The organism is Geobacillus stearothermophilus ATCC 12980, from assembly GCF_030369615.1.
In the GTDB taxonomy this organism is placed as follows: domain Bacteria; phylum Bacillota; class Bacilli; order Bacillales; family Anoxybacillaceae; genus Geobacillus; species Geobacillus stearothermophilus.
This window is the reverse complement of the sequence record NZ_CP128494.1, coordinates 1,156,324-1,176,994: the sequence shown is the minus strand read 5'-3', so window position 1 is coordinate 1,176,994 and position 20,671 is coordinate 1,156,324. Positions and strand designations below refer to the sequence as shown.

Annotated in this window: 15 protein-coding genes, 1 tRNA gene, 2 pseudogenes and 1 riboswitch; of the genes and pseudogenes, 4 read left to right on the top strand and 14 right to left on the bottom strand. The window is 47.3% G+C overall.

The features are described from left to right. The first annotated feature begins 298 nt into the window (after positions 1-298). Both QSJ10_RS06270 and QSJ10_RS06265 read left to right on the top strand, forming a co-directional pair. Positions 299-1,129, top strand: a complete 831-nt coding sequence (locus tag QSJ10_RS06270) for a MerR family transcriptional regulator (RefSeq protein WP_033004934.1) — start codon at positions 299-301, stop codon at positions 1,127-1,129. Next, positions 1,119-2,867 carry an ABC transporter ATP-binding protein gene (locus QSJ10_RS06265; RefSeq protein ID WP_033008847.1) on the top strand — a complete coding sequence of 583 codons (1,749 nt, stop codon included), beginning with the start codon at positions 1,119-1,121 and terminating at the stop codon, positions 2,865-2,867. Before QSJ10_RS06270 ends, QSJ10_RS06265 begins: the two co-directional genes overlap by 11 nt. Before the next feature lie 609 nt (positions 2,868-3,476). Here QSJ10_RS06265 and QSJ10_RS06260 read toward each other — a convergent pair. The 8 genes and pseudogenes from QSJ10_RS06260 to QSJ10_RS06225 form a co-directional block, all read right to left on the bottom strand. Continuing rightward, positions 3,477-6,431 (bottom strand): type III restriction-modification system endonuclease, encoded by a 2,955-nt coding sequence (locus QSJ10_RS06260; RefSeq protein ID WP_053532789.1) that lies wholly within the window; start codon positions 6,429-6,431, stop codon positions 3,477-3,479. A 3-nt stretch (positions 6,432-6,434) separates the two neighbouring features. Next, positions 6,435-7,391: pseudogene (locus QSJ10_RS06255) on the bottom strand (DNA methyltransferase); the annotation flags it as partial. Positions 7,392-7,463: 72 nt separating this feature from the next. Further along, positions 7,464-8,912, bottom strand: a complete 1,449-nt coding sequence (locus QSJ10_RS06250; protein WP_076611637.1) for an IS66-like element ISBst12 family transposase — start codon at positions 8,910-8,912, stop codon at positions 7,464-7,466. 745 nt (positions 8,913-9,657) lie between these two features. Next, entirely contained in the window at positions 9,658-10,002 is a 345-nt protein-coding gene (locus QSJ10_RS06245) for a hypothetical protein (protein WP_230581431.1), read from the bottom strand. Then, positions 10,002-11,168, bottom strand: coding sequence for a peptidoglycan-binding domain-containing protein (locus tag QSJ10_RS06240; protein WP_269208237.1), 1,167 nt, complete (start codon positions 11,166-11,168; stop codon positions 10,002-10,004). The genes QSJ10_RS06245 and QSJ10_RS06240 overlap by 1 nt, the downstream gene beginning before the upstream one ends. A gap of 125 nt (positions 11,169-11,293) precedes the next feature. After that, a complete protein-coding gene (locus tag QSJ10_RS06235) occupies positions 11,294-11,542 on the bottom strand; it encodes a helix-turn-helix domain-containing protein (protein WP_075261456.1) in 249 nt (82 codons plus the stop codon). Beyond that, positions 11,542-11,724, bottom strand: a complete 183-nt coding sequence (locus QSJ10_RS06230; protein WP_014195546.1) for a hypothetical protein — start codon at positions 11,722-11,724, stop codon at positions 11,542-11,544. The genes QSJ10_RS06235 and QSJ10_RS06230 overlap by 1 nt, the downstream gene beginning before the upstream one ends. Positions 11,725-12,356: 632 nt before the next feature. Beyond that, positions 12,357-12,429 (bottom strand) — tRNA-Arg (locus QSJ10_RS06225). A gap of 617 nt (positions 12,430-13,046) precedes the next feature. Here QSJ10_RS06225 and QSJ10_RS06220 point away from each other — a divergent pair. Beyond that, on the top strand, positions 13,047-13,814 hold the full coding sequence (locus tag QSJ10_RS06220) for a DODA-type extradiol aromatic ring-opening family dioxygenase (protein WP_033015576.1): 768 nt from the start codon (positions 13,047-13,049) through the stop codon (positions 13,812-13,814). 174 nt (positions 13,815-13,988) lie between these two features. On the opposite strand, the gene QSJ10_RS06215 is transcribed toward QSJ10_RS06220, so the two are convergent. The 3 genes from QSJ10_RS06215 to QSJ10_RS06205 form a co-directional block, all read right to left on the bottom strand. Then, positions 13,989-14,894 carry a pseudouridine-5'-phosphate glycosidase gene (locus tag QSJ10_RS06215; protein ID WP_033015574.1) on the bottom strand — a complete coding sequence of 302 codons (906 nt, stop codon included), beginning with the start codon at positions 14,892-14,894 and terminating at the stop codon, positions 13,989-13,991. A gap of 1 nt (position 14,895) precedes the next feature. Continuing rightward, positions 14,896-15,837 carry a carbohydrate kinase family protein gene (locus QSJ10_RS06210; RefSeq protein WP_033015573.1) on the bottom strand — a complete coding sequence of 314 codons (942 nt, stop codon included), beginning with the start codon at positions 15,835-15,837 and terminating at the stop codon, positions 14,896-14,898. Positions 15,838-16,012: 175 nt separating this feature from the next. Beyond that, the gene (locus tag QSJ10_RS06205) at positions 16,013-17,236 is read right to left on the bottom strand and encodes a YeeE/YedE family protein (protein ID WP_171698271.1); all 1,224 of its coding nucleotides are present in this window, start codon (positions 17,234-17,236) and stop codon (positions 16,013-16,015) included. 149 nt (positions 17,237-17,385) lie between these two features. On the opposite strand from QSJ10_RS06205, the gene mscL reads away from it, so the two are divergent. Continuing rightward, positions 17,386-17,781, top strand: a complete 396-nt coding sequence (gene mscL / locus QSJ10_RS06200; protein WP_015374498.1) for a large conductance mechanosensitive channel protein MscL — start codon at positions 17,386-17,388, stop codon at positions 17,779-17,781. A 130-nt stretch (positions 17,782-17,911) separates the two neighbouring features. Here the strand turns inward: mscL and QSJ10_RS06195 are convergent. From QSJ10_RS06195 to opp4A, 3 genes and pseudogenes are all read right to left on the bottom strand, one after another. Continuing rightward, positions 17,912-18,327 (bottom strand): annotated as a pseudogene (locus QSJ10_RS06195) (YjiH family protein); the annotation flags it as partial. A 157-nt stretch (positions 18,328-18,484) separates the two neighbouring features. After that, positions 18,485-18,679, bottom strand: coding sequence for a hypothetical protein (locus QSJ10_RS06190; RefSeq protein WP_033015568.1), 195 nt, complete (start codon positions 18,677-18,679; stop codon positions 18,485-18,487). Positions 18,680-18,729: 50 nt separating this feature from the next. Next, a riboswitch (SAM riboswitch) is annotated at positions 18,730-18,834 on the bottom strand. A gap of 50 nt (positions 18,835-18,884) precedes the next feature. Further along, the gene (gene opp4A / locus QSJ10_RS06185; protein ID WP_033015567.1) at positions 18,885-20,669 is read right to left on the bottom strand and encodes an oligopeptide ABC transporter substrate-binding protein; all 1,785 of its coding nucleotides are present in this window, start codon (positions 20,667-20,669) and stop codon (positions 18,885-18,887) included. Between the last annotated feature and the right edge of the window lie 2 nt (positions 20,670-20,671).

Here is a 20,671-nt window from a genome sequence, read left to right as displayed (position 1 = left end):
TATTATCCCAAAAAATATGTACCTTGCACATAACATTCCTCCTTCTCTCTACTTACTTCGACAAAAGGAGGAATTTTCCTACATCGTTTTTTCGTCAAATTCCGACATTGATCAAGTTACGCGTTTTTATCACGGATTCAGGTATTTTATATCGTGCAACATGATCTCCAGTGTATCAATCCATTCACAAAGGCAGAGCGATCCGCCTTCCTTTAAGCAATTCCCTCTTGAACCTCCAGTTGCGTTAGGGTGTATGATAAGGGAGAGACTAGCAAAAGAAAGAAGGAGGACAACTGTCATGGAGACGTATTCGATCGGCGAAATCGCCAAAAAGACAGGTGTATCCATCCGGACATTGCGGTATTATGATGAAATTGGACTGCTGCAGCCAACGAAAGATCCGTCATCAGGACATCGAATCTATACGGAAGAGGACATTCTTCAATTGCACAAAATTATGAGTTTGAAGTTTATTGGGCTTAGCTTGGAAGAGATTCGACAATATATTCACCAACCAACATACGACCTTACCTTAAAAGAAACGTTGATGCTAGAAAAAAACATGCTAGAACAGAAACGAAGACAGTTAGAAAGATCCATTCAAGCCATTGAATATGCCATCACCCTTTTAGAGGAAGAAGGAGAAATTGACAGCCTTCTCTTGATGAGCTTAATCCGCAGCATTCAAACAGAAGATGATCAAAAACGATTGATGACACATTACCTAGACCAAGAAACGGTTGATGCCATCTTCCATAATGAAGAACTCAAGCAAAAAGAGAACGAAATGATCAAATCCTATGCCCAATTCGTCAAACAAGTTCACGAACTGTACGGACTCCCCGCCGACCACCCTGACGTACAGCACATGATTGAAACGTTCCTGCGCTCTACTTTTGGTCTTTTGAGCTTGGAGACCGTTGAAAAGATTACCGAGCTACTTAACCAGAACCAATGGGATTCTTTTGAGTGGAAAGAAGAATGGGATGTTCTTAGTCCCCTCCCCTTTTCCAAAGAAGAGACGCAGTGGCTTGAACAAGCGATGGATGACTACATGCAACGTCTTGAGCACATGGGTATAGATATGAAGGAATCAAAGGAAGGAGAGAACAGTGGATATGAAAAATAGGATCGAAACGAAACAAGGCAGTCCAAAACCATTTTGGTATTTGCTCAAACAAGGAAAATTGAACAAATCGCTCATTGCTTTCGCCCTCATTCTTGGATTGATTGAAAGCGGGGCTGGGTTGATCATCCCCCTGTTTGCGAAAGACTTTATTGATCTCTTAGCCCATGGCGGAATGAAGTGGCAACAAATTTTTTGGCTCTTATCTGCTTTTCTCGTTCAAACGGCGGCAGGCGGCATCTCGTTTTATCTCATGTCGTATGCCGGAGAAGCTCTAGTAGCCCAGATTCGAAGTCGATTATGGAACCACATCCTTCATTTGCCTGTTTCCTTTTTTGACCGCTATGAATCGGGGGAAACGATGAGCCGCATTACTCAAGATACAGCAGTCATCAAATTGCTTATTTCCAACCATCTCGTCACATTTTTTAGTGGCATCGTCTCTGTGATTGGTTCCATCATTTTACTGATTATGATTGATTGGCGAATTACTCTCTTTATCTTTTTGGCCGTTCCCGCTGCTATGCTCATCATCATGCCGTTGGGAAGAAAGATGCATCAAATTTCTTTGCGCACGCAAGATGAACTGGCCAAGTTTTCGGGACATCTTGGCCGGATCTTGCAAGATATCCGTCTCGTGAAATCTTATAACGGTCAACACATGGAAGCAGAAAAAGGAGATCAAGAGATCAAAAATTTAATGACCTTCGGTTTGAAAGAAGCGAAAGTCTATGCCGTCATCTCACCGATGATTGCCACCGTCATGATGCTCGTTGTCGTGATCATTGTCGGTTATGGCGGCGCCCAGGTTGCATCTGGGCATTTGACGGCGGGAGAGCTTGCGGCCATCATCATTTATATTTTTCAAATTGTCATGCCTTTCACTGCTACAGCTTCCTTTTTCACCACCTTTCAAAAAGCATTGGGGGCTACAGAGCGGATTAATGAAATCTTTCAAGAGCAACGGGAACTGCTGGGCTCACAAAAAGAACCCGACTTCAATCAAACATTGCAGTTCAAACATGTTTCCTTTTCTTATCATCAAGATAAACCGGTGCTAAAAGGCATTCATTTTACCATTGAGCCAGGCAAAATTTACGCTTTTGTTGGCCCCAGCGGCGGCGGAAAAACCACCATTTTTTCACTGATTGAACGCTTTTATCTGCCAGACGAGGGACAAATCTTGTTAGGAAACATACCTATCCATGAAATCGATTTACAAAAATGGCGACAAGCGATTGGCTACGTTTCTCAAGATATTCCCATTTTGTCAAGCACTATTCGAGAAAATATTTGTTATGGATTCGAAAGCATGCCTGAGCATGAAGAAATCGAACAGGCCGCTCGGCTGGCCAACGCTCACGAATTTATTCAAAAATTGCCGAATGGCTATGAAACAGAAGTCGGCGAACGAGGGATCAAGCTTTCAGGAGGGCAGAGACAACGTATTGCGATTGCTCGAGCCATCTTAAAAAACCCAAAACTCCTGCTATTAGATGAAGCCACTTCTAACTTGGACAGCGACTCAGAAAGCCTAGTGCAAGAAGCGCTGAAAAACGTGATGAAAGGTCGAACGACGTTGATTATTGCCCATCGGCTTTCTACCGTCACCGATGCAGACACGATCTTCGTTGTCGAAGACGGGCGCATTACTGGACAGGGAAACCATGAATTATTGCTGGCTACCCATCGTTTATATCAAAAGCTGGTCACCCATCAGTTTTCCCAAGGCAAAAGGTAATTAGGCAGCCATATACTCACCGACTTTCCAACTCACATTTCGCACCTTAACAAGAGGAAGAACAAAGGACTTTGTGAGCCACTGAACGCCAGCACCAGCAGGAGGCTGGCATTGAGAGTCCACCGCACCCAGCCGGTCAATCAATGGTGGAAGACCAAGATCTTACGAATGCGGATGTCCATAGGTGCAACCCTCTTTGCTCCCCTTGCGTGTCAAGGATTCATTCTGTGAAGCAACCATTCTTCCAAAAACAGGAGCTGAAACAATGAATCAGCTCCCCACTATAGGCAACACGTTCAATTTGATTGTATCAATTTTTGTAAAACATTGCCATCGAACTTTGTCGACCGATCAAAAATACAAAAAGAGCGGTGCGATGCCGCTCTCTTTTCTACACCGATGGCGAAGCGATGAAAACTCGCAACGCTTCCGCTTTGAAGCTCATTTTTTATCAACTCCTATTTCTCTAAGTGTGCAATACACTAGCGCCCTGTTGCTGCTCGGGAATGTGCTCTTGGATGTCTCAAAGATTTTGCATTCAACCGGGTCAATTCATAATGTGATGCTAAGACAAAGCAGAAGCCCGCGGCTTCTGTTTTGTCCCCACCTTCAACGGCTTAAGGCTCGTAACATAAACCGCTCGACATCATTCTCCGGTCCGATGAATTCCACGTCTGTTCCGATGGCTTGGAAGTGTTTGCGGGCGAAGGCAATTTTCGCTGCTTCACCGGGACGCAGTTCGTCCTCCCATTCCTGTCCTTTCGTCTCGAGGACGAAGTACAGTTTTTCCTCTCCATCCTTTTCGATGACAAGCGCCCAGTCGGGATTGTAGGAGCCGATCGGTGTGTCAATTTTAAACCAACTCGGCAGTTTGACGTACACTTTCACGTTCTCATCGTGTTCAAAACGTTTGGCGAACCGCTCTTCCACATCGGAATCGTAAAGGATATGGTCAAACGGCGATTTTTCGCTCGGGATGGCGTTGTCGTTCAAATAGGCGAGCAGCTCTTCGTTTTGGAACAGCTCAACCGCGTAATACGCATCATCACCAATTTTGTAATATTTCACGCCATCTTTCAGCAACAGCCTCATTTGGCGCTGGATGATGTTTGCCACTTCTTCGATGAACTTCTGCGGATTGTTTTTGAAATCATCGAGCCGTTTGCAGCCGGTTAAGATGCGGACAATCGTCTTGCGTGTTAAATTCGTGCGGTTTTGCAGCTCGGTGATGACATCCGGAAGCGTATGGTGCAAGCTCACGTAATCCTCCACTTTTTCGCTGACCACCTGAGCCTGTACGCCTGTCACATGATCAATTTCCACCCGTCCTTTCCGGCTGACAATGCGGATTTTTTCAATGGGCTTCATTTCCTGAATGGCGGCGATGCACAAGTCAATGAGCTGTTCGCTGTCAAAATCGACCGAATAGACGGTTTTGTATTTGATTTTGTCCCACAATTGCCGAAACTCTTCTTGATTGAGAACCGCCATATTGACATTGACTTTTTTCTTTTTCGTCCCATCTTTGATCGGCAATGCTTGCAAGTGGCGTTTTATTTCTTTTACGATCGCTGGAAGCCATGGCTGAAACTCCGAACTTAAGCGCAAGTCATAGTTTTCTATTGCTTTCTTTAATTCAGAGGTGACCATGCTATGCTTATCGATATAACCGTTTCGCTTTAATTCTTCATATAATTTTACCGATAAGTCATAGCCCATTTGCATCGGCTCTTCCGTCTTCTCATCGACATAGACAAGTTTAGCAAATATATGTTTTTCAATTTTGCCGAACCGAATGCCCGTATCCTCTTCAATCTCTTTTTGCAACGTAGCGACGAATTCTTCATACGACTCATTCGCCATCACCGTTAATATGTTGACATGATCGTCATGCACCCGCTCTCCGTTTTGATCGACAGCCAACCGCAATCCGCGCCCGATTTCCTGGCGTCTCGATACATACGTGCCAGCGGAATCTTTCAACGTGCAAATTTGAAAGACGTTCGGGTTATCCCATCCTTCACGAAGCGCCGAATGGGAGAAAATGAAGCGAAGCGGCTCATTGAGGCTGAGCAGCCGTTCTTTGTCTTTCATAATAAGGTTGTACACATCGGTGTCCGCTTCTGTATTTCCTTTTGTATCTTTCAGACGCCCCTTTTTATCTTGTGCGAAATACCCGTTGTGCGCTTTTTCCACGTCCTTATCAATGCCTGGGTCATCCCAGAGCGGGCGGTATTTCGGTTTTTGGATCAAATCCTTATATTCTTCCTCAAACATCACCGCATATTTTCCTTTAATCGGATTGCCATCTTTATCATAATCACGGTAATGGGCGACTTTGTCGATAAAGAAAAGGCTTAACACTTTAATTCCGCGCGGGCGAAGCTGCAGCTCTTTGTTCAAATGCTCTTCGATCGTTTTGCGGATTTGATACCGCTTTATCGCATCATCGTCAATATCGCCGATCGCATCACCGACCCGCAGACGATAGCCATTTACTTCAATCGCTTCGTTTCCTTCCGTCCAATCAATCTGCTCGACGATATAGCCACGATACAATTCTCGTTCCCCGGAAATATCGTACAAATCGTCTCCGTATTTCACCGTTTTCGTCGTCCGTTTCACCTTTCCGCGCGACTCGACGTCCAGTTCGATCTTCGCTTTTCCTTCCTTTACCTCGATTAGTTTTATATACGGTACGTTAAAAGACGGCTCGGAACGAACGGACATGACTTCAATTTTTTTCACTAGTTTTTGATTATACGCGTCGACTGCATCGAGGCGATACACCATATTATATTTTTCCACATGCGTCGCCGAGTAACGCAGCGTGCAAAGCGGATGGAGCGAAGCGATCGCTTCCTTCGATTTCGGCGTCGTATCGACGCTTTGCGGCTCGTCAATAATAACAATCGGATTCGTCTGTTGAATAAATTCGATCGGGCGATAGCCATTCAAACGGTCGTTCGGACGGTGGATAACGTTCGCTTTATCTTCTTTATCAGGATCTTCAAAGCTTTTACGGAACGCGTCGATATTAATGATCATGATTTGAATCGTTGTCGCTGTCGCAAAGTTACGGACTTGATCGAGTTTTTGCGAATCGTAAATAAAGTATTCTACTGGCGTATGGTCATACAGTTCATTAAAATGGTCTCTCGTAATTTGCAGCGACTTGTACACCCCTTCGCGAATCGCCACGGACGGAACGACAATGACAAATTTCGTAAATCCGTAATGTTTATGCAATTCGTAAATCGTTCGTAAATAGACATATGTCTTCCCCGTACCTGTCTCCATTTCAACGGTAAAATGCATGCCATCAAGCCGCTCACTGCGCGGCAGGCCGTTTTTCATTTGAATGTCCTGCACGTTTTTTAAAATTTCTTCCGGCGTAAGGTCGAGCCGATTCCCTACGCCTAAATCCGTTTGAATCATTCCCGCGTTTGGTCCATACGAAACGGTGAAGTTGGACTGGCTCATTTCTTGCCCTTTAAAAATTTGCACAACGGAATCAATCGCCTGCTTTTGATAATCCAAGTCCGCGATAAACTTCAGCTTCATCGGTTACACACTCCTAACATCCGTGATTCCGTGCTTCTTCAACGTTTGAATCGCGTTCGTTTTCACGGCGTCGCTAATAAAGCCAGACTCTTTGAAAATGACTTTCGGCGGCATATGCTCGGATTGATATTTCATCATCTCCTGAACGATATCCAAATCGATGTCATCTTCTAAACATACTAACACGGAACCATAGGCAACGTTATAAATCGTTTTGCCGTTATAATCAATTTCTTCAATCGGTGTGGTGAGCGGCAGGCCGATTTTCAGTAAAATCTCATACAACAAATCTTCTTTCGTGCGGTCTTCTTTAATGTTATCCTGCAAATCGAAAAGGGTTTGCTCCAAGTTCTCGAAATCAGGATCCCACGCTTTCACGTTGGAAGAATCGAGCTTAAACACTTTAAAGCCGATATCCAAATCCGTTTTTCCGGTTTCCTCAACGATCTTTTCACCAGCGCGGCGGATGCGTTCTTTGCCGATTTCACAAATATTTTTATACCCCGCTTTGTACGCCTCCGATTTTTCATCCGTTTTCTCAGGCAGCTGCACCATAATAAACTTGCGATTGCTGCCGTCTTCAGCGTTTAACTGCATTACCGCGTGGGCGGTGGTGGCGGAGCCGGAGAAGAAATCAAGAACTATATCATCATTCTGAGTAGCTGTGAGAAGCAATTGAGCAATTAAATCTACAGATTTAGGTGATGGAAACAACTTAGATTTTGTTGAGAACAAGGAAGAAAATACTGCCTGTCCCTTTTCTGTATAGAATAACTTATCTAAAAAAATTGTTTTTAACATTTTTTTCGCGCCATTAGCATAGTTTTTTCTATAAATTTTCCATTTACCCTTGTTAGTTTTTCTAGCAACCAATAAGTGAATATCTTCTAGAGCTTTTGACTTATCCCACGTCCAACATCCCTCGTACCCGTCATCCCAGATAGGTTCAACCTTTATATGTAACTATTCACCCCAGTGCTAGTGTATAAAAAAGCCCAGCACAAATAGGGCATTTCGGTCATAGAAAATGCCCTAGGTAGCGGAAAGAACTCGATCGATCGTTTCGCCTGCCAACAGAAGACATAACGAATCCCACACGTTTTTTTCGTGTTTCGTCAGTGTGGAAACGATGCTTCTTGCGATGCAAAACGACTGCGCGAATGTTTCTTCGCGAAATGTACCCGAAATGTTCTCTTTGACTTTAACCATGCGAAGATCGCGTTCGGCTTGGTTGTTGTCAAAGGGAACATGTACTTCACGTAAGAAACGCAGCGCTTCTTCCTTTCGTTTTTGAAGGCGTCGAACAAAAGCGAGTGCTTTTTTCGGAAGAGGCGTCATCGTTTCTAATCGGTGTTGTGCTCTTTCTAGGATGCGATCATACACTCGTTCCCACCGTCTCGCTTCTTCTTCGGAAAGTGCACCGTGATGGGCTTCGACGGCTTGCTTGGCGGCTAACAGAAACGTGGTCATGCGCATCGCCCACGTATGCCCCTGTTCGATGAATCCTTTTAACTCACGCAAATGGTGGGCATGACAAAGGGCATGGGTGGCATGTGTGTATTTCGGATACGTACCGAACGCATCGTGCATCATCGTCCCTTCATATCGGGGAAGAATCCCGATCTCATCGGTCGCTTTTTTTCCACGAGAAGCGTGAGGAGCCAAGTATGTATATCTCGATGTACACGCGACATGCACCCATGCGAGTTTCCCATTGATGCGCAAACTCGTTTCATCGACATGCAGGATGTTGGATTCAAGTAAGGCGTCTTCGATGATGTCCATATTTGATTCCAGCGCTTCGCGTCCTCGTTTCACCATATTGGCAAGGGTTCCTGTACTAATCGAGTGTTGATATAACGCTTCGATTGTATCACTTAAACGCTTGTACGGGATCAATTGGATATGATGTAAATAAACAACGAGCGCCGTGAGCCGTGGACCGTATTGCACATGATTCGTGACATGGGATGGGAATTCGGCTTGTTGCACGCATCGACAATGTGGACACGATTTCACTTCACGTTCATGTTGTGTCACCTCGATCGCCACAGGAGGGACATCAAACACTTGACGGATATCGACTTTGAACGGTTTGACTTCACGCAAAGAAGCTCCACATCCTTGACACGTATGCACACGGTGGACGACACGATGATGTGGATGTTCCACTTGACGGAGCGTCTTCCCCTCATGTCCCTCTTGCCCACCAGGCTTTTTGCCAGACGGCTCGCGGGAGGAACGCTTTTTCTCAAAACGGTCAGAAGATGGGGGCAAATGGCTATTGGAGCTGTTTTTTTTCGTGCGTGCTTCCAGCTCTTGAACACGGTACTTCAGTTGTTCATTTTCTTTGCGTAGCTGTTTGTTTTCGTGACGCAAATGTTCATTTTCTTGAATGAGTTGATGAATGAGCTGTTTTTGTTGTTGAACTTTGCCGATTAAGCTCTCAACTGTAAATACAGCTTGTTGTACCGTCAACATGCGATTCACCTCCTTGTCTATCAATATTCACATCATAGACAAGGAAAGAAGAAAATATTCAGCTCACTTTATGATGTGGCTGAATAGTTACCTTTTATGTATATACATGCAACATGAAGAGTGGACTTCTCATCACGCCCCATCCCCCAAGCGCTGCAGCACCTTCTCCGGATGTTCATGGATATAAGCCATCGATCAAAGGCTTGCATGATATCGTTTCGTTCTTTATGAAATACATTCGCCATGACAGGATCTTTCCGCCATTTCCGCAAACGCTCGATCGGGGTGAGCTGCGGCGAATATGGCGGGAGATAAAGAAAAAACCCCCGCATCGCAAGGGTTTTCACTAGCGGCCCGAGAGGATAATAACCATTTACCGAAAAGTATTGATATTTTAATGTTTGAGCGACACATTCTTTTGTGTTGTGCAAAATTTGTGCAAAATTCTTTTGAGTTGCTATCTCGTGCGAAAAGGCGGAGAGATCCGCCTTTTGTTTAGCTAAAATAAGCTATAAGTAAAACGATAACAAAGCACACCCCACCACATCACTCGGCTTCATCTTCTCCTCGACGCGATACGTTCCATACGTACCATCCACCTTCACCAGCTTTATTTCGCGAGGCGGTTCATCTTCATATGTGATGTCATCCTCCCTTTGTTTCTCGAAACTGTATGAAGCAATATCGTTCGATACAACTGTATGCGCTGTATACATTTTAATGTTCTTTTCCTCAAGCATTGAACTCAAAGTGAGTGCCACTCTACATTCCCTGCCTCAATAATGATGATGTTCACCCCATCGGTTACTATTTTAACTTTTTCAAGCGATGGAGTTTCGGAAATAAGCACCGCTTCCAATATTTCATCAGCATCAAAGTCTTTAACGCAATCTGTTTCAAAATATGTTACATCTTCAAAAACAATGAATCCCTCAATCATTTCAGGATCTTTAGTTTCGTCATAATCAAATTGCTGCCATTTACATAACTCAGTTTCAATAGATACTCTTTTTGTAGTGGAATCATATTCCACATTATTAATTAAACTCCCATGTAAATTATATCTTTTAAGAAAATCAGATATTCTCATCATTTCTTCCCCCTATTAATCACAATATGCGAAGCTTTTGATCCCTTTGCCACCGGGTTACCATTTATGTCCAAATACATATCATTTTTTCCTGTGGCATTAGGATTATATATATGATAATGATCTTTCCCTTCATAACCACTTGCTCCTGGCGTTGCTGGGTCAAATCTAACTTTTAGACCCGTTACAGGGTCTTTATATTCTCTCATTTTAGTATTTGCTTTCATTCTTGGATCAGTTACATCCTGCCATCCCCTCTTCAATAAATCTTTAGGATTTTCCGGTAAAGATCTAATAACAGAATGTACTGCTTCTCTAGCAAAAAATTGCAAATCAAGCCTCAACAATACTTTACTCCCCATTTTACTCAGTTTAACACCCTCATTTACAACTTTACCACCTGGAATAAAGCTTAGGGAAGCAATCAATTTATCTATTGTACTAGCATTGCCATCCAATAAAGTTTTAATATCATCACCAATGATGAAATCAAATCCTAATTTAGCAATTTCTTTTAAAGATTTCACCACTTCTTCCCATGTAGAATCTTTAGAATGAACCTTGTTTTCCAATGCTTTATACTTATTCTCAACAATCGTTTTTTGATTATAATAAATTTTTTGCTGCATGGCGTGCTCGATAGCATGATAAGTGCTTTTTCCCGCCAAGCCATCCGCTGTCAACCCATGCGCTTTTTGAAAGCTTTTCACTGCCTCTGCTGTTTGTTTACCGTAAATACCATCAACAGCTCCGACGTTATACCCCAATCGTTGAAGCTTAGCCTGCAAATCTTTTACGGCTTGTCCCCGATCTCCTTCCCTAAGCGTCTGACCTGTCCAACGATCATCGCTACCTGATGAGTTTGATCGGGACACTGTTGTTTGTGTTCTCACATACTCTTGTAGAGCTTGGTACGTTTGTTTCCCCGCAATTCCATCGGCCGTGATTCCAACCTTCTTCTGAAATTCCTTCACAGCCTTCTCTGTATTTGCTCCGTAAACTCCATCAATTCCCCCGGGATTAAATCCGGCTTTATAAAGCCAAGATTGCAATGTCTTCACATAATCATTTCGATCACCTCTTTTCAGCGTTTGCCCACTCCATAGATAATTTGTATAATTTGATGGATAATAGATGATTCTGCTAGTCCCATCTACAACGTACATCATTGAGCCCCCATTTCAAAGCTTTATCCATTAATTTCAATAGTAATCAATTTTGATCAAAAAGATTGTCGAATTTTGTATTAAAATAAAAAAATCCCCACTCTAAAGGTGGAGATTCGTAATCATCATTCCATATCATACGGCCGGTATTTCTTGCGCAACGCCTCCAATTCTTTTTTCTTTTCCTCGATGTCGCTTCTTAAAAACAAACTGTCGCCGCGTAGCTTTTTGATCGGATTTAACTTGCCGCCCGCAATCATCTGACTCACTCTTTGACGTGTGACACCAAGAATTTCAACTACTTCAGAAGTCGTGAGGACTTCATTTCGAATGAAGTCCTCTACCTCTCTCCGATTTTTTAAATGATACTCCATCATTCATCCCCTTCGAATTTCAGTTTGTATTTGATGACGACGATCACGATCCAGACGATCCCTAATCCCAATGTGATCCATCTTAAAAACGTCATGTCATCAAAATCAATTTCACTAAGCCAGGAGAGATACAGCATAAGGAAAAACCAGTCTGTTGCATCTGTCTTTTTCAACCATTTCATATGGAATTTGTGTGGAAGAACGGATATAATAGTTGTGAGAGGGTGAGGTTGGGGAGAACCCCACCCCCTCGTCCGCTTACTGTCGCTTGCGGCGGCGGTCGAACCAGTCTAGGATGTCGAGGACATTTTTGATTAGCGCCGCCAAAGCCGCAAGCGTAACAATGATGTCTTTGATTGCCGCCTCTTATCCCTTTCGTTTATTCCAATATCGTCGGTCGCTCTCGACCATTTTTTATATATTCCCATAGCTTTGGACGATTTTCTCCACCGTGATCGTATGAACTCATCCTGAATTTATGTGTTTGAGTTCCATTTAATCTCGACGTCTAAATCGTGCAAAATCCGATGTGCATACACCAAACCCGTTTTATCTTATACATGTCATTTTGGATCTTCGCCAAAAGTGGTACTTGACTGTTTCTAGAATAGAAGGGAATGAAGCAAAAAGGATTCCGCCAAGTTGATCTGGCAATGGAGGAACTGCATCATGCCAAATAGCCGTGCAAAATTCGTGCAAAATTTTTTCAAATTCTATCGTATTTTTTCGGATTCCAAAAAATAGAAAATGACTGCAAACGCAGTCGTATCAAGGGGTTTAAGAATTTTAATCCGAACTAGTCGGATCGTTGGAACGGCCCCGAGAGGATTCGAACCTCCGACGCACGGTTTAGGAAACCGACGCTCTATCCACTGAGCTACGGGGCCATGATAAGAATGTACACCTAAGCGCTGGGACGGCTAGGGGAGAGACTCCATCCCCTCGAGACGTCGAGAATTCCGATTGTTTGATCCGTTCCTGGTTTTTTGAGGAAAAACATCGAAACGAGACCGCTCCTTGCCTTTGGCGCTGTGCAACCGATCAAACGCGCGGCCAGTTTGAGAATATGTTCATTGTTTGGTTGCCAGTGAACTGGGGGCAGGCTCTAGTCATGTTTGTTGATGCATACCGTTTATGGCGTGTCAGACGGGTATATTATAACTGATTTTTTGCTGTTTTAAAAGGTTAAATGGACAAGGAAAAGTTTTGCAAGTGCATAGAATGGCAAAGGATGCTTATACTGCACTAAGGGTAAGGGGATTGGCAAGGGAAGCGGCCCATACACCGTTTTTCGTCGAATCGTCTAGAAAGGCCGACGAGGAATGAAAAAGGCAGCTCATCCCCATTATTTTTTTCAATTAGGGAAGCCTTGTCAGATCTGTCCCCCTTTCTGATGAACTGCCACCGGTTCAAGCAAAAAACAAATTTTTCACCAGCTTTCTAAAGGCGGCATCAGGCTGCAAAGTGTTGATCCGTCAATATGACTCAAGGGAGGAATGGAACGATGAGACCCCCCACCCTATTTCTCGCTCACGGTTCGCCGATGTTGGCAATCGAAGACAATGCGTACACGGCGCTTTTGGGCAAACTCGGGGAAGGAATTCGCCCGCAGGCGGTCGTCGTCTTTACCGCCCATTGGATGACGCGCCAACCGACGGTTTCGGTGGTTGAGGGGACGTATGACATGATTTATGATTTTTCCGGGTTTCCGCGCGAGTTGTATGAAGTGGTGTATCCGGCGCGCGGGTCGGTCGAGTGGGCGGAGCGCGTGCGGGAGCGCCTAGGCGGTGTGGCGGAAGTGGCCGTCGATCGGACCCGGGGGTTGGATCACGGTTCGTGGGTGCTACTCTACCGCTTATTTCCGAAAGCGGATATTCCGGTTGTGCAGGCGTCGGTCGTGCCGTGGTGGACGCCGAAGCAATTGTTCCAGCTTGGTGAGGCGCTGCGTCCATTGCGTGACGAAGGATTGATGGTCATCGGCAGCGGCGGGACGGTGCACAATTTGATGGCGCTCCGTTGGGAAGGGCATGCGGAGGCGGACGAATGGGCCGTCGCATTTGATGATTGGCTTCTCAGCCGATCCGCCGCCCATAGTGAAGAGGTGTTCGAGTATGAGAACAAGGCGCCGTACGCCAAGCAGGCTGTGCCGACGCCCGAGCATCTCGCGCCGTACTGGATCGCCTACGGGGCCGGCGATCGCGGCGGGGCGCCGCGCGTGTTGTTCCGTGAGTACCAGTATGGGAGCTTAAGCTTGATGGCGGTGGCGTTTTAAGCGGAAAGCCCGCTCCCTGCTTCAACGCATGGGGCGGGTTGTTTTTTAGGTCAAAGTACGGGAGCTTAATTTCCACAACACTTTAGACGAAATCGCGCCCGATTTGAAAACCGTTTTCCTTTCCCGTGAACTCCATCATGCCCCCGCCCTTCCATCAAGGCGGGGGCGTTCGCATCAAGAAAGCTCTCGGGCAAGGTCGGCCGCCAAGGCGGCGTTGTTTTTCACTAAGGCGATGTTTGCTTGCAAGCTTTTGCCTCCGGTTAACGTTTTCACACGGTCAAGCAAAAACGGGGTGACCGCTTTGCCGGTGATGTGCTGCTTTTCTGCTTCCTTAAGCGCTTGTTCGATGATGGCGGTGATATACGACTCCTCGAGCTCCTCTTCTTTTGGGACAGGATTGGCGATCACAACACCGCCGTTTAACCCAAGCTTCCATTTCGTTTCGATGAACTGAGCGATTTCTTCTGCGCTGTCGAGGCGATAGTCGACGCGAAACGGGCTCGTCCGCGAATAGAACGCCGGCAGGACGTCCGTCTGATAGCCGATGACCGGAACGCCATGCGTCTCGAGGTATTCAAGCGTCAAGCCTAAATCCAAAATTGATTTTGCCCCGGCGCAGACGACCGCGACGTTGGTGCGCGAGAGTTCCTGCAAGTCAGCAGAGATGTCCATCGTCTGTTCGGCGCCGCGGTGCACGCCGCCGATGCCGCCGGTCGCAAATACGCGGATGCCCGCCATCTGGGCGCAAATCATCGTCCCCGCCACGGTCGTCGCCCCGTGTTTCTTCATGGCGACGACATACGGCAAGTCGCGGCGGCTCACTTTTTCTACATCGTGGCTTGTCCCTAACAATTCAAGTTCGTCATCCGTTAACCCGATTTTAATCTTTCCATCGATGATCGCGATCGTCGCCGGCACAGCGCCGCGGTCGCGGATGATCCGCTCGACGTCTTTCGCCGTCTGCACGTTTTCCGGATACGGCATGCCATGCGAGATGATCGTTGATTCTAAGGCGACAATCGGCTTTTTTTCGGCCTTCGCTTGAGCGACTTCTTCGGAAAAGACGAGAAAATCATTCATATCACTTCGTTCCCCCTTCGCGAAAATACCGCGCATAGGCGGCTTGCAACAGGTGTTCATTCAAAGCGGGATGCACCGTTTCGGCCGTTTGCAGCGTAAGCGCTGCGTTGCTCATCCCAAAGCGGCAGGCGTCTTCCACCGTATGTCCGCCTAAGACGCCGTACAAAAATCCAGCCGCAAAGGCGTCGCCCGCTCCGGTGGCGTCGGTGACCTCAACCTTCGGCGCCGCAATCGCTCCTGTTTCCCCTTGCTTGGCGGCGTACGCGACGCCGTTTGCGCCGCGCGTGATGACAACGTTCTGGGCGCCGTCGTGAAGGATCACTTCCATGATGTCGTCCGTATATCCGTCGCGTCCCACAAATTCCTTAGCCTCCGCTTCATTCGTGACAAACCACGTCACACCAGACAAATCGCTGGGCAATCGCTTCACTTTTGGAACCGACACCGTCACGGCACAAAGCGGGATGTCCTCTTGGCGGCATTGTGCAATCACCGAACGAATGACAGCCTTCGGGAAATTCGTGTCAAGCACGACCGCAGAAATCGGACCGAGCCGAGTCCATTGCTGCTTTCGCCATTCTTCCCCCACTGTATCATAAATGGCCATATCCGCCAAGGCGAGAACCATCTCGCCGCGTTCATCGAGCACCGCTGTATACGTCCCGGTGTTCGCTTTTGGCGTTCGCACGATGAAGCTCGTATTGACATATCGGCTCGTCACGTCAATGAGCCACTGTCCATCGCGATCATCGCCAACGGTGCTGACGAGTGAAACAGGTTGAGCAAGCCGCCCTAAGTTTTCCGCCACGTTTCTCGCCACCCCGCCCGCCGTTTGCGTCGTGGTGACGGGATGGGACGTGCCAAGCTGAAACGGCGCAAGCAACCGCGCTTTCCGATCGACATTCGCCCCGCCGATGCAGACGATCGAGGCCGCTTGCCGCATGCCTTTTCCCTCCTTCCAATAAGCACCGCTGCGCCCTTTCCTCTGCCATCAAAAAGAAAACGGTTTCGAAAAAGCGGACGCGGGGTATGTCAAAGCACTACGGCCATTGTATCATATTCCGTCCGGCATAACGAAAGCATCCCGCCAACATGACGGGATGCCGATGTTCGAACGTTTAGTTTTTGTACGCACAATACGGACGCAACTTGACACCGATCAAGCTGCCAAGGAAAGCAAACACAAACCAAATCCAACCATGGACGCTGAAGGAAGCGATGCCGCTGAAATACGCGCCGATGTTGCAGCCGAACGCCAACCGGGCACCGTATCCCATCATCAATCCACCGATGAGTGCACCGATTGTCATGCGCGTCGGACGCTTCCATTGCACGGGCTTCGTATAGCGGCCCGCGAGCGCCGCCGCCAATAAGGCGCCGAACATTAAGCTAATGTCCATGACCGTCGTTGTATCGTAGTAGAGCGGATTGGCGAGCGCCTGCCGTTTCGCCTCATCTTGCCAATACGCCCAAGCCGTCGGATCGACACCAAACAGCTGGACAAACTTCGCTCCCCACAAGGCGAATGCGGATGTGATGCCCCACGGCGAACCTTTGAACATGAGAACAAGCACGTTCATCAGCGCCAATAATAACGCGCCAACCAACAATGACCATGGGCCTTTGTAAATGGTTTTCCATCCGTGGCGGTGTTCAAGCGGTGTCGTCAACAGCTTGCCGTGGCGCCGCTTTTCCATCACCGTCACGACATAATAGACAACCGCCAGCAAAACAAGTTGCAGCAGAAAGCCGCCCCATGCACCAAACGAAGCAATAAGCGAAATCGGATCGACGTGCGGCATACGCATCCAAACATCAAAATGCGTCGTCGCAATGACCGATCCAGCGATAAACCCGATCAAGGTGACGACACCGTTCGTATCACCGCCGCCAATATGGTACAGCGTCCCGGACGCGCAGCCGTCACCCAGCTGCATGCCGATCCCGAAAATAAAGGCACCAATCATGACAGCAATGCCGACTTCATGCACATTCCCAGCAACGGAATGGCCGAATATCGATCCTTTTATCAGCAACGGCAAAAACAACGCACTTGCCACCGCCATCATGACCATCTGTGCTCGAATGCCTTCCCCTTGACGGTACAAAATGAATTTCCGCCAGGCCGAAGTAAAACCGAAATGGGCTTGATAAAGCACAAAGCCACCAAACGCACCCAGCACGTACAAAAGCGCCTGTTGCCAAGACACGCGGCTATATAAGAACAGTGCTCCGCCGATTAACACAAAACAGGAGACCGCAATGATCCATGCGGTTGGATTTTTCGGGGCGTTCGCTGCTTGTTTCGCGCGAACGTCTCGTTGTTGTGCGGTCATTTCCACGATGCGTTCCCCCTTTTGTTTTGGTTGATGAACGTATTCTATAATACTATAAAACCAATTGATTTGCTACGATTTAAACTAAAAAGTTTCAATGTTGCGGCCGGTCGTGTATAATAGCAGACGAACATTTTCTTCGGAAGGAGATGACCATGTGGAACGAGTTTAAAAAATTCGCCGTCCGCGGCAATGTCATCGACTTGGCCGTCGGGGTCATTATCGGCGGGGCATTTGGCAAAATCGTTTCTTCGCTCGTCAATGACATCATCATGCCGCTCGTCGGCTTATTGTTGGGAGGCATCAATTTCAGCGGCCTGTCGTGGAAAGTCGGCAAAGCGGAAGTGAAATATGGGGCGTTTATCCAAACGGTCGTCGATTTTTTGATCATCGCGTTTTCGATTTTCCTGTTTGTGAAATTGATCAACACGCTGTATGAACGGGTGAAAAAGCAGGAAGAGGTGAAGGAAACCGCGCCGACGCTAACGAAAGAGGAGGAGCTATTGACAGAGATTCGCGATTTGTTAAAGCAGCAGCGGGAAACGCTGTGAAAGCCTGTCTCGGAGGTGGACAGGCTTTCATGGCGCTGAAACTTCTCAATCGGGTTGATGGAATGGCGGCGAACCTGAAAATCGCAGCCACCCCATCGATGTCCGTTTTCATCGAAGCGCCGCGCTCCCGTCAAAGCAGCCAATATGCGAGCGGCGCGGTGAGGATGAGCGTCAAGACGGTGCGTTCGAACCAGATGACCAGCAGCCTCGGCAAGCTGAGCGGAATTTCTGTAGATAAAATGCATAGAATGACAGCGGAAAAGAATAGGATCGCCGAGACGGATACGACCGCAATAATGAATTTTGTGACAAGCGGAGCTTCGGTGACAAGCAAAGCGGGCAAAAACAATACGCATTCCAGATTGGCATGAGCCCCAATGTTTTCGCCACAACGACCATAAATGTCACCGATACGGTGGAAAAGCCGGTAGCGATGATCGCCGCTTCTTTCACGGTATATTTGCCTTCTTTGAACACTTTATTGGTGATCAATAGACCGATCGAGTAGCTGCCGACAAAGGAAGCGACGGCGTCGATCAAACGGCGGGCATCGGCGGCTTTTGTCATTAAGAAAAAGGCGGTGCCTGGCAAGTGGAACAACCGATATAAAAATAAAATCAATTCTTGAACGATGCGATACAAGACGGGATTGTACAAAATGTCTTGAAAAATGCGCATATACTCCCGCTCGGTTCCGCCGCGGTCAAGGCCGTATGTTTTCATAAACCGGCGGATTTGTGCCAAGATGCTTGTCAGCCGCCGCCTTAGAGTCAAACCGGATGAGCTCCGCCTGCACACAGCGCATGACACAAACGGCGAACGCTGCGGCAGGGAGATGAGCGGCCATGCAAGCACGGAGCGAAACCGCCTCCTCCACTGTTTCTCCTTCACCTCCCATCGACAAAAACCCCCTTCGCCTCGGAATGAGGCGAAAGGGGTCATGAGCCGTTCTTATCATCCAAAGCGAAACCGCTTTGCGGGTGTTAGCACCTTGCCTGCGGCAGGTTGCTGTGGGGTCATCAAGCCCGTTCTCTCGCCCACTCTTGATAAGACGTATGCAATTTATCTTCTATCTTATCGTACATCATCAAAGGCAACAATCGTCATTGTTCGACTTCCGGTTGCTCGGACGTGACGCCGACATCTTTCCACGTCAGTTTCGAGCTCGGATCGACCGTGAAGTTGGCAACGCGGTTGTTGACGGCATAAATGACCGAACGATACAACGTCGGGATGACCGGAACTTCTTCGTTCATTAGCTTTTGCCACTCGCTGTAAATTTTCCGGCGATACTCCTTGTCAAACGCCTGTTCGGAATGGCCTTTTTCCAACAGTTCATCGTTTTTCTCATTCACCCAGCGCGAGTAGTTGAACATGGCGTTGCGGCCGTACAATCCGTACGGGTCGACGTCCGTTCCAGTTGCCCAAGCGGCGGCGTAGACATCCACTTTCGGATCGTCTTTTTCGACCATATCGTAGAAGGAGTTGAACTCCGCCAAGCGTCCGTCTACAAGCTGAACATCGAGGCCCACATCTTTCCAGCATTGCATATAAAATTTGGCCAGCGGTTCAGCGATGTCCCCACCGCTCATCGCCAAGAAGTTGACCTTGAATTTTTTGCCGTTTGGATCTTCGCGGAGGCCATCGCCATCCACATCTTTATATCCCGCTTCATCCAGCAATTGTTTCGCTTTTTCCGGATTGTACGTATACCCTTTGATGGAACTGTCATGATAGCCCGGGAACGACGGCGGAATGAGCGTGTTCGCCGGGAAGCGCAAACCATGATACAGGCGGTCGGCCACCTCTTGGTTGTTGATGGCGTACGCCATGGCTTGGCGCAGTTTTTTGTTTTGGAATTTCGGATTGTCCATTACGTTTTCCTGCTTTTTCGCATCCCAATGGCCGAGTTTAAAGCCGATATAGTTGTACGCCAAATCCACTCTACCGATAAACTGAATGTTTTTCGTCCCTTTCGCGTTCAAATATTGGTCAGTCGGGAACTCAGCGACGTCAATTTCGCCTTTTTTCAGCGCTTGCAGGACGACTTGCGGGCTGACGACTTTCAAAATGACGCCTTCCAAGTTCGGTTTGCCAGCCCAGTAGTCATCATTGCGAACAAACTCTACCGACTCGCCCGGAACGATTTTCTTCACTTTAAACGGACCGAACCCGATCGGGTTTTTCCGGATTTTATCCGATTTCGCCAAGTCTTTGATCGGAATGTCTTTCAAGTAATGCTTCGGCAGCGGATACGCCCAAATGCCAGTCAACACCGACGGATTGGCCTGTTTCCATGTGATCGTCAACGTCTTTTTGTCGATGACTTTAATGCCGGAAATTTTATCCGCTTTGCCGCTGTGATATTCTTCCATCCCGACGATCCCTTGGATGAGCGCATTGCCATAACGGACGCCGGTGTAATCTTTATGGCCGATGACCAAATACGCATACTCCAAGTCTTCAGCGGTCACCGGCTGGCCGTCATGCCAATTCACATTGTCTTTAATACGGATTGTCATCGTCTTTTTATCATCCGACAACTCATACGTGGCAGCCCCATCATTTGTAATTTCATAGTCACCGTTCGTCCGGAAAAGCGACTCGTCAAAAAATTGCAAAATCTCTGCGTCGGGCGCTCCGGTGTAGAATGCATAGCTGAGCGTCCCTTCAAACGGCGTATCGGACACAAGGCCGTATTTCAACACGCCGCCATCGATGATTTTCCCGTCGTTTTTCACCGTCATCGGGAATTTGCTGATGTCTTCCTTCTGAGCCGCCGGTTTTTCGTTATTGTTGCCCTTTCCGCTCGTTGTGTCGGATTTGCCCGTGCACCCGGCGAGCACGAGCAAGAGCGCGGCGAGAGCCGCCAGCCATTTTCTCTTCACAT

Coding starts and splice junctions, on each gene's coding strand:
- mscL (WP_015374498.1), top strand. CDS start 17,386: ATGTGGAACGAGTTTAAAAAATTCGCCGTCCGCGGCAATGTCATCGAC.
- QSJ10_RS06260 (WP_053532789.1), bottom strand. CDS start 6,431: ATGAAGCTGAAGTTTATCGCGGACTTGGATTATCAAAAGCAGGCGATT.
- QSJ10_RS06250 (WP_076611637.1), bottom strand. CDS start 8,912: ATGTTGACGGTACAACAAGCTGTATTTACAGTTGAGAGCTTAATCGGC.
- QSJ10_RS06220 (WP_033015576.1), top strand. CDS start 13,047: ATGAGACCCCCCACCCTATTTCTCGCTCACGGTTCGCCGATGTTGGCA.
- QSJ10_RS06240 (WP_269208237.1), bottom strand. CDS start 11,168: ATGTACGTTGTAGATGGGACTAGCAGAATCATCTATTATCCATCAAAT.
- QSJ10_RS06265 (WP_033008847.1), top strand. CDS start 1,119: ATGAAAAATAGGATCGAAACGAAACAAGGCAGTCCAAAACCATTTTGG.
- QSJ10_RS06245 (WP_230581431.1), bottom strand. CDS start 10,002: ATGAGAATATCTGATTTTCTTAAAAGATATAATTTACATGGGAGTTTA.
- QSJ10_RS06235 (WP_075261456.1), bottom strand. CDS start 11,542: ATGGAGTATCATTTAAAAAATCGGAGAGAGGTAGAGGACTTCATTCGA.
- QSJ10_RS06230 (WP_014195546.1), bottom strand. CDS start 11,724: ATGAAATGGTTGAAAAAGACAGATGCAACAGACTGGTTTTTCCTTATG.
- QSJ10_RS06270 (WP_033004934.1), top strand. CDS start 299: ATGGAGACGTATTCGATCGGCGAAATCGCCAAAAAGACAGGTGTATCC.
- QSJ10_RS06215 (WP_033015574.1), bottom strand. CDS start 14,894: ATGAATGATTTTCTCGTCTTTTCCGAAGAAGTCGCTCAAGCGAAGGCC.
- QSJ10_RS06210 (WP_033015573.1), bottom strand. CDS start 15,837: ATGCGGCAAGCGGCCTCGATCGTCTGCATCGGCGGGGCGAATGTCGAT.
- QSJ10_RS06190 (WP_033015568.1), bottom strand. CDS start 18,679: ATGGGAGGTGAAGGAGAAACAGTGGAGGAGGCGGTTTCGCTCCGTGCT.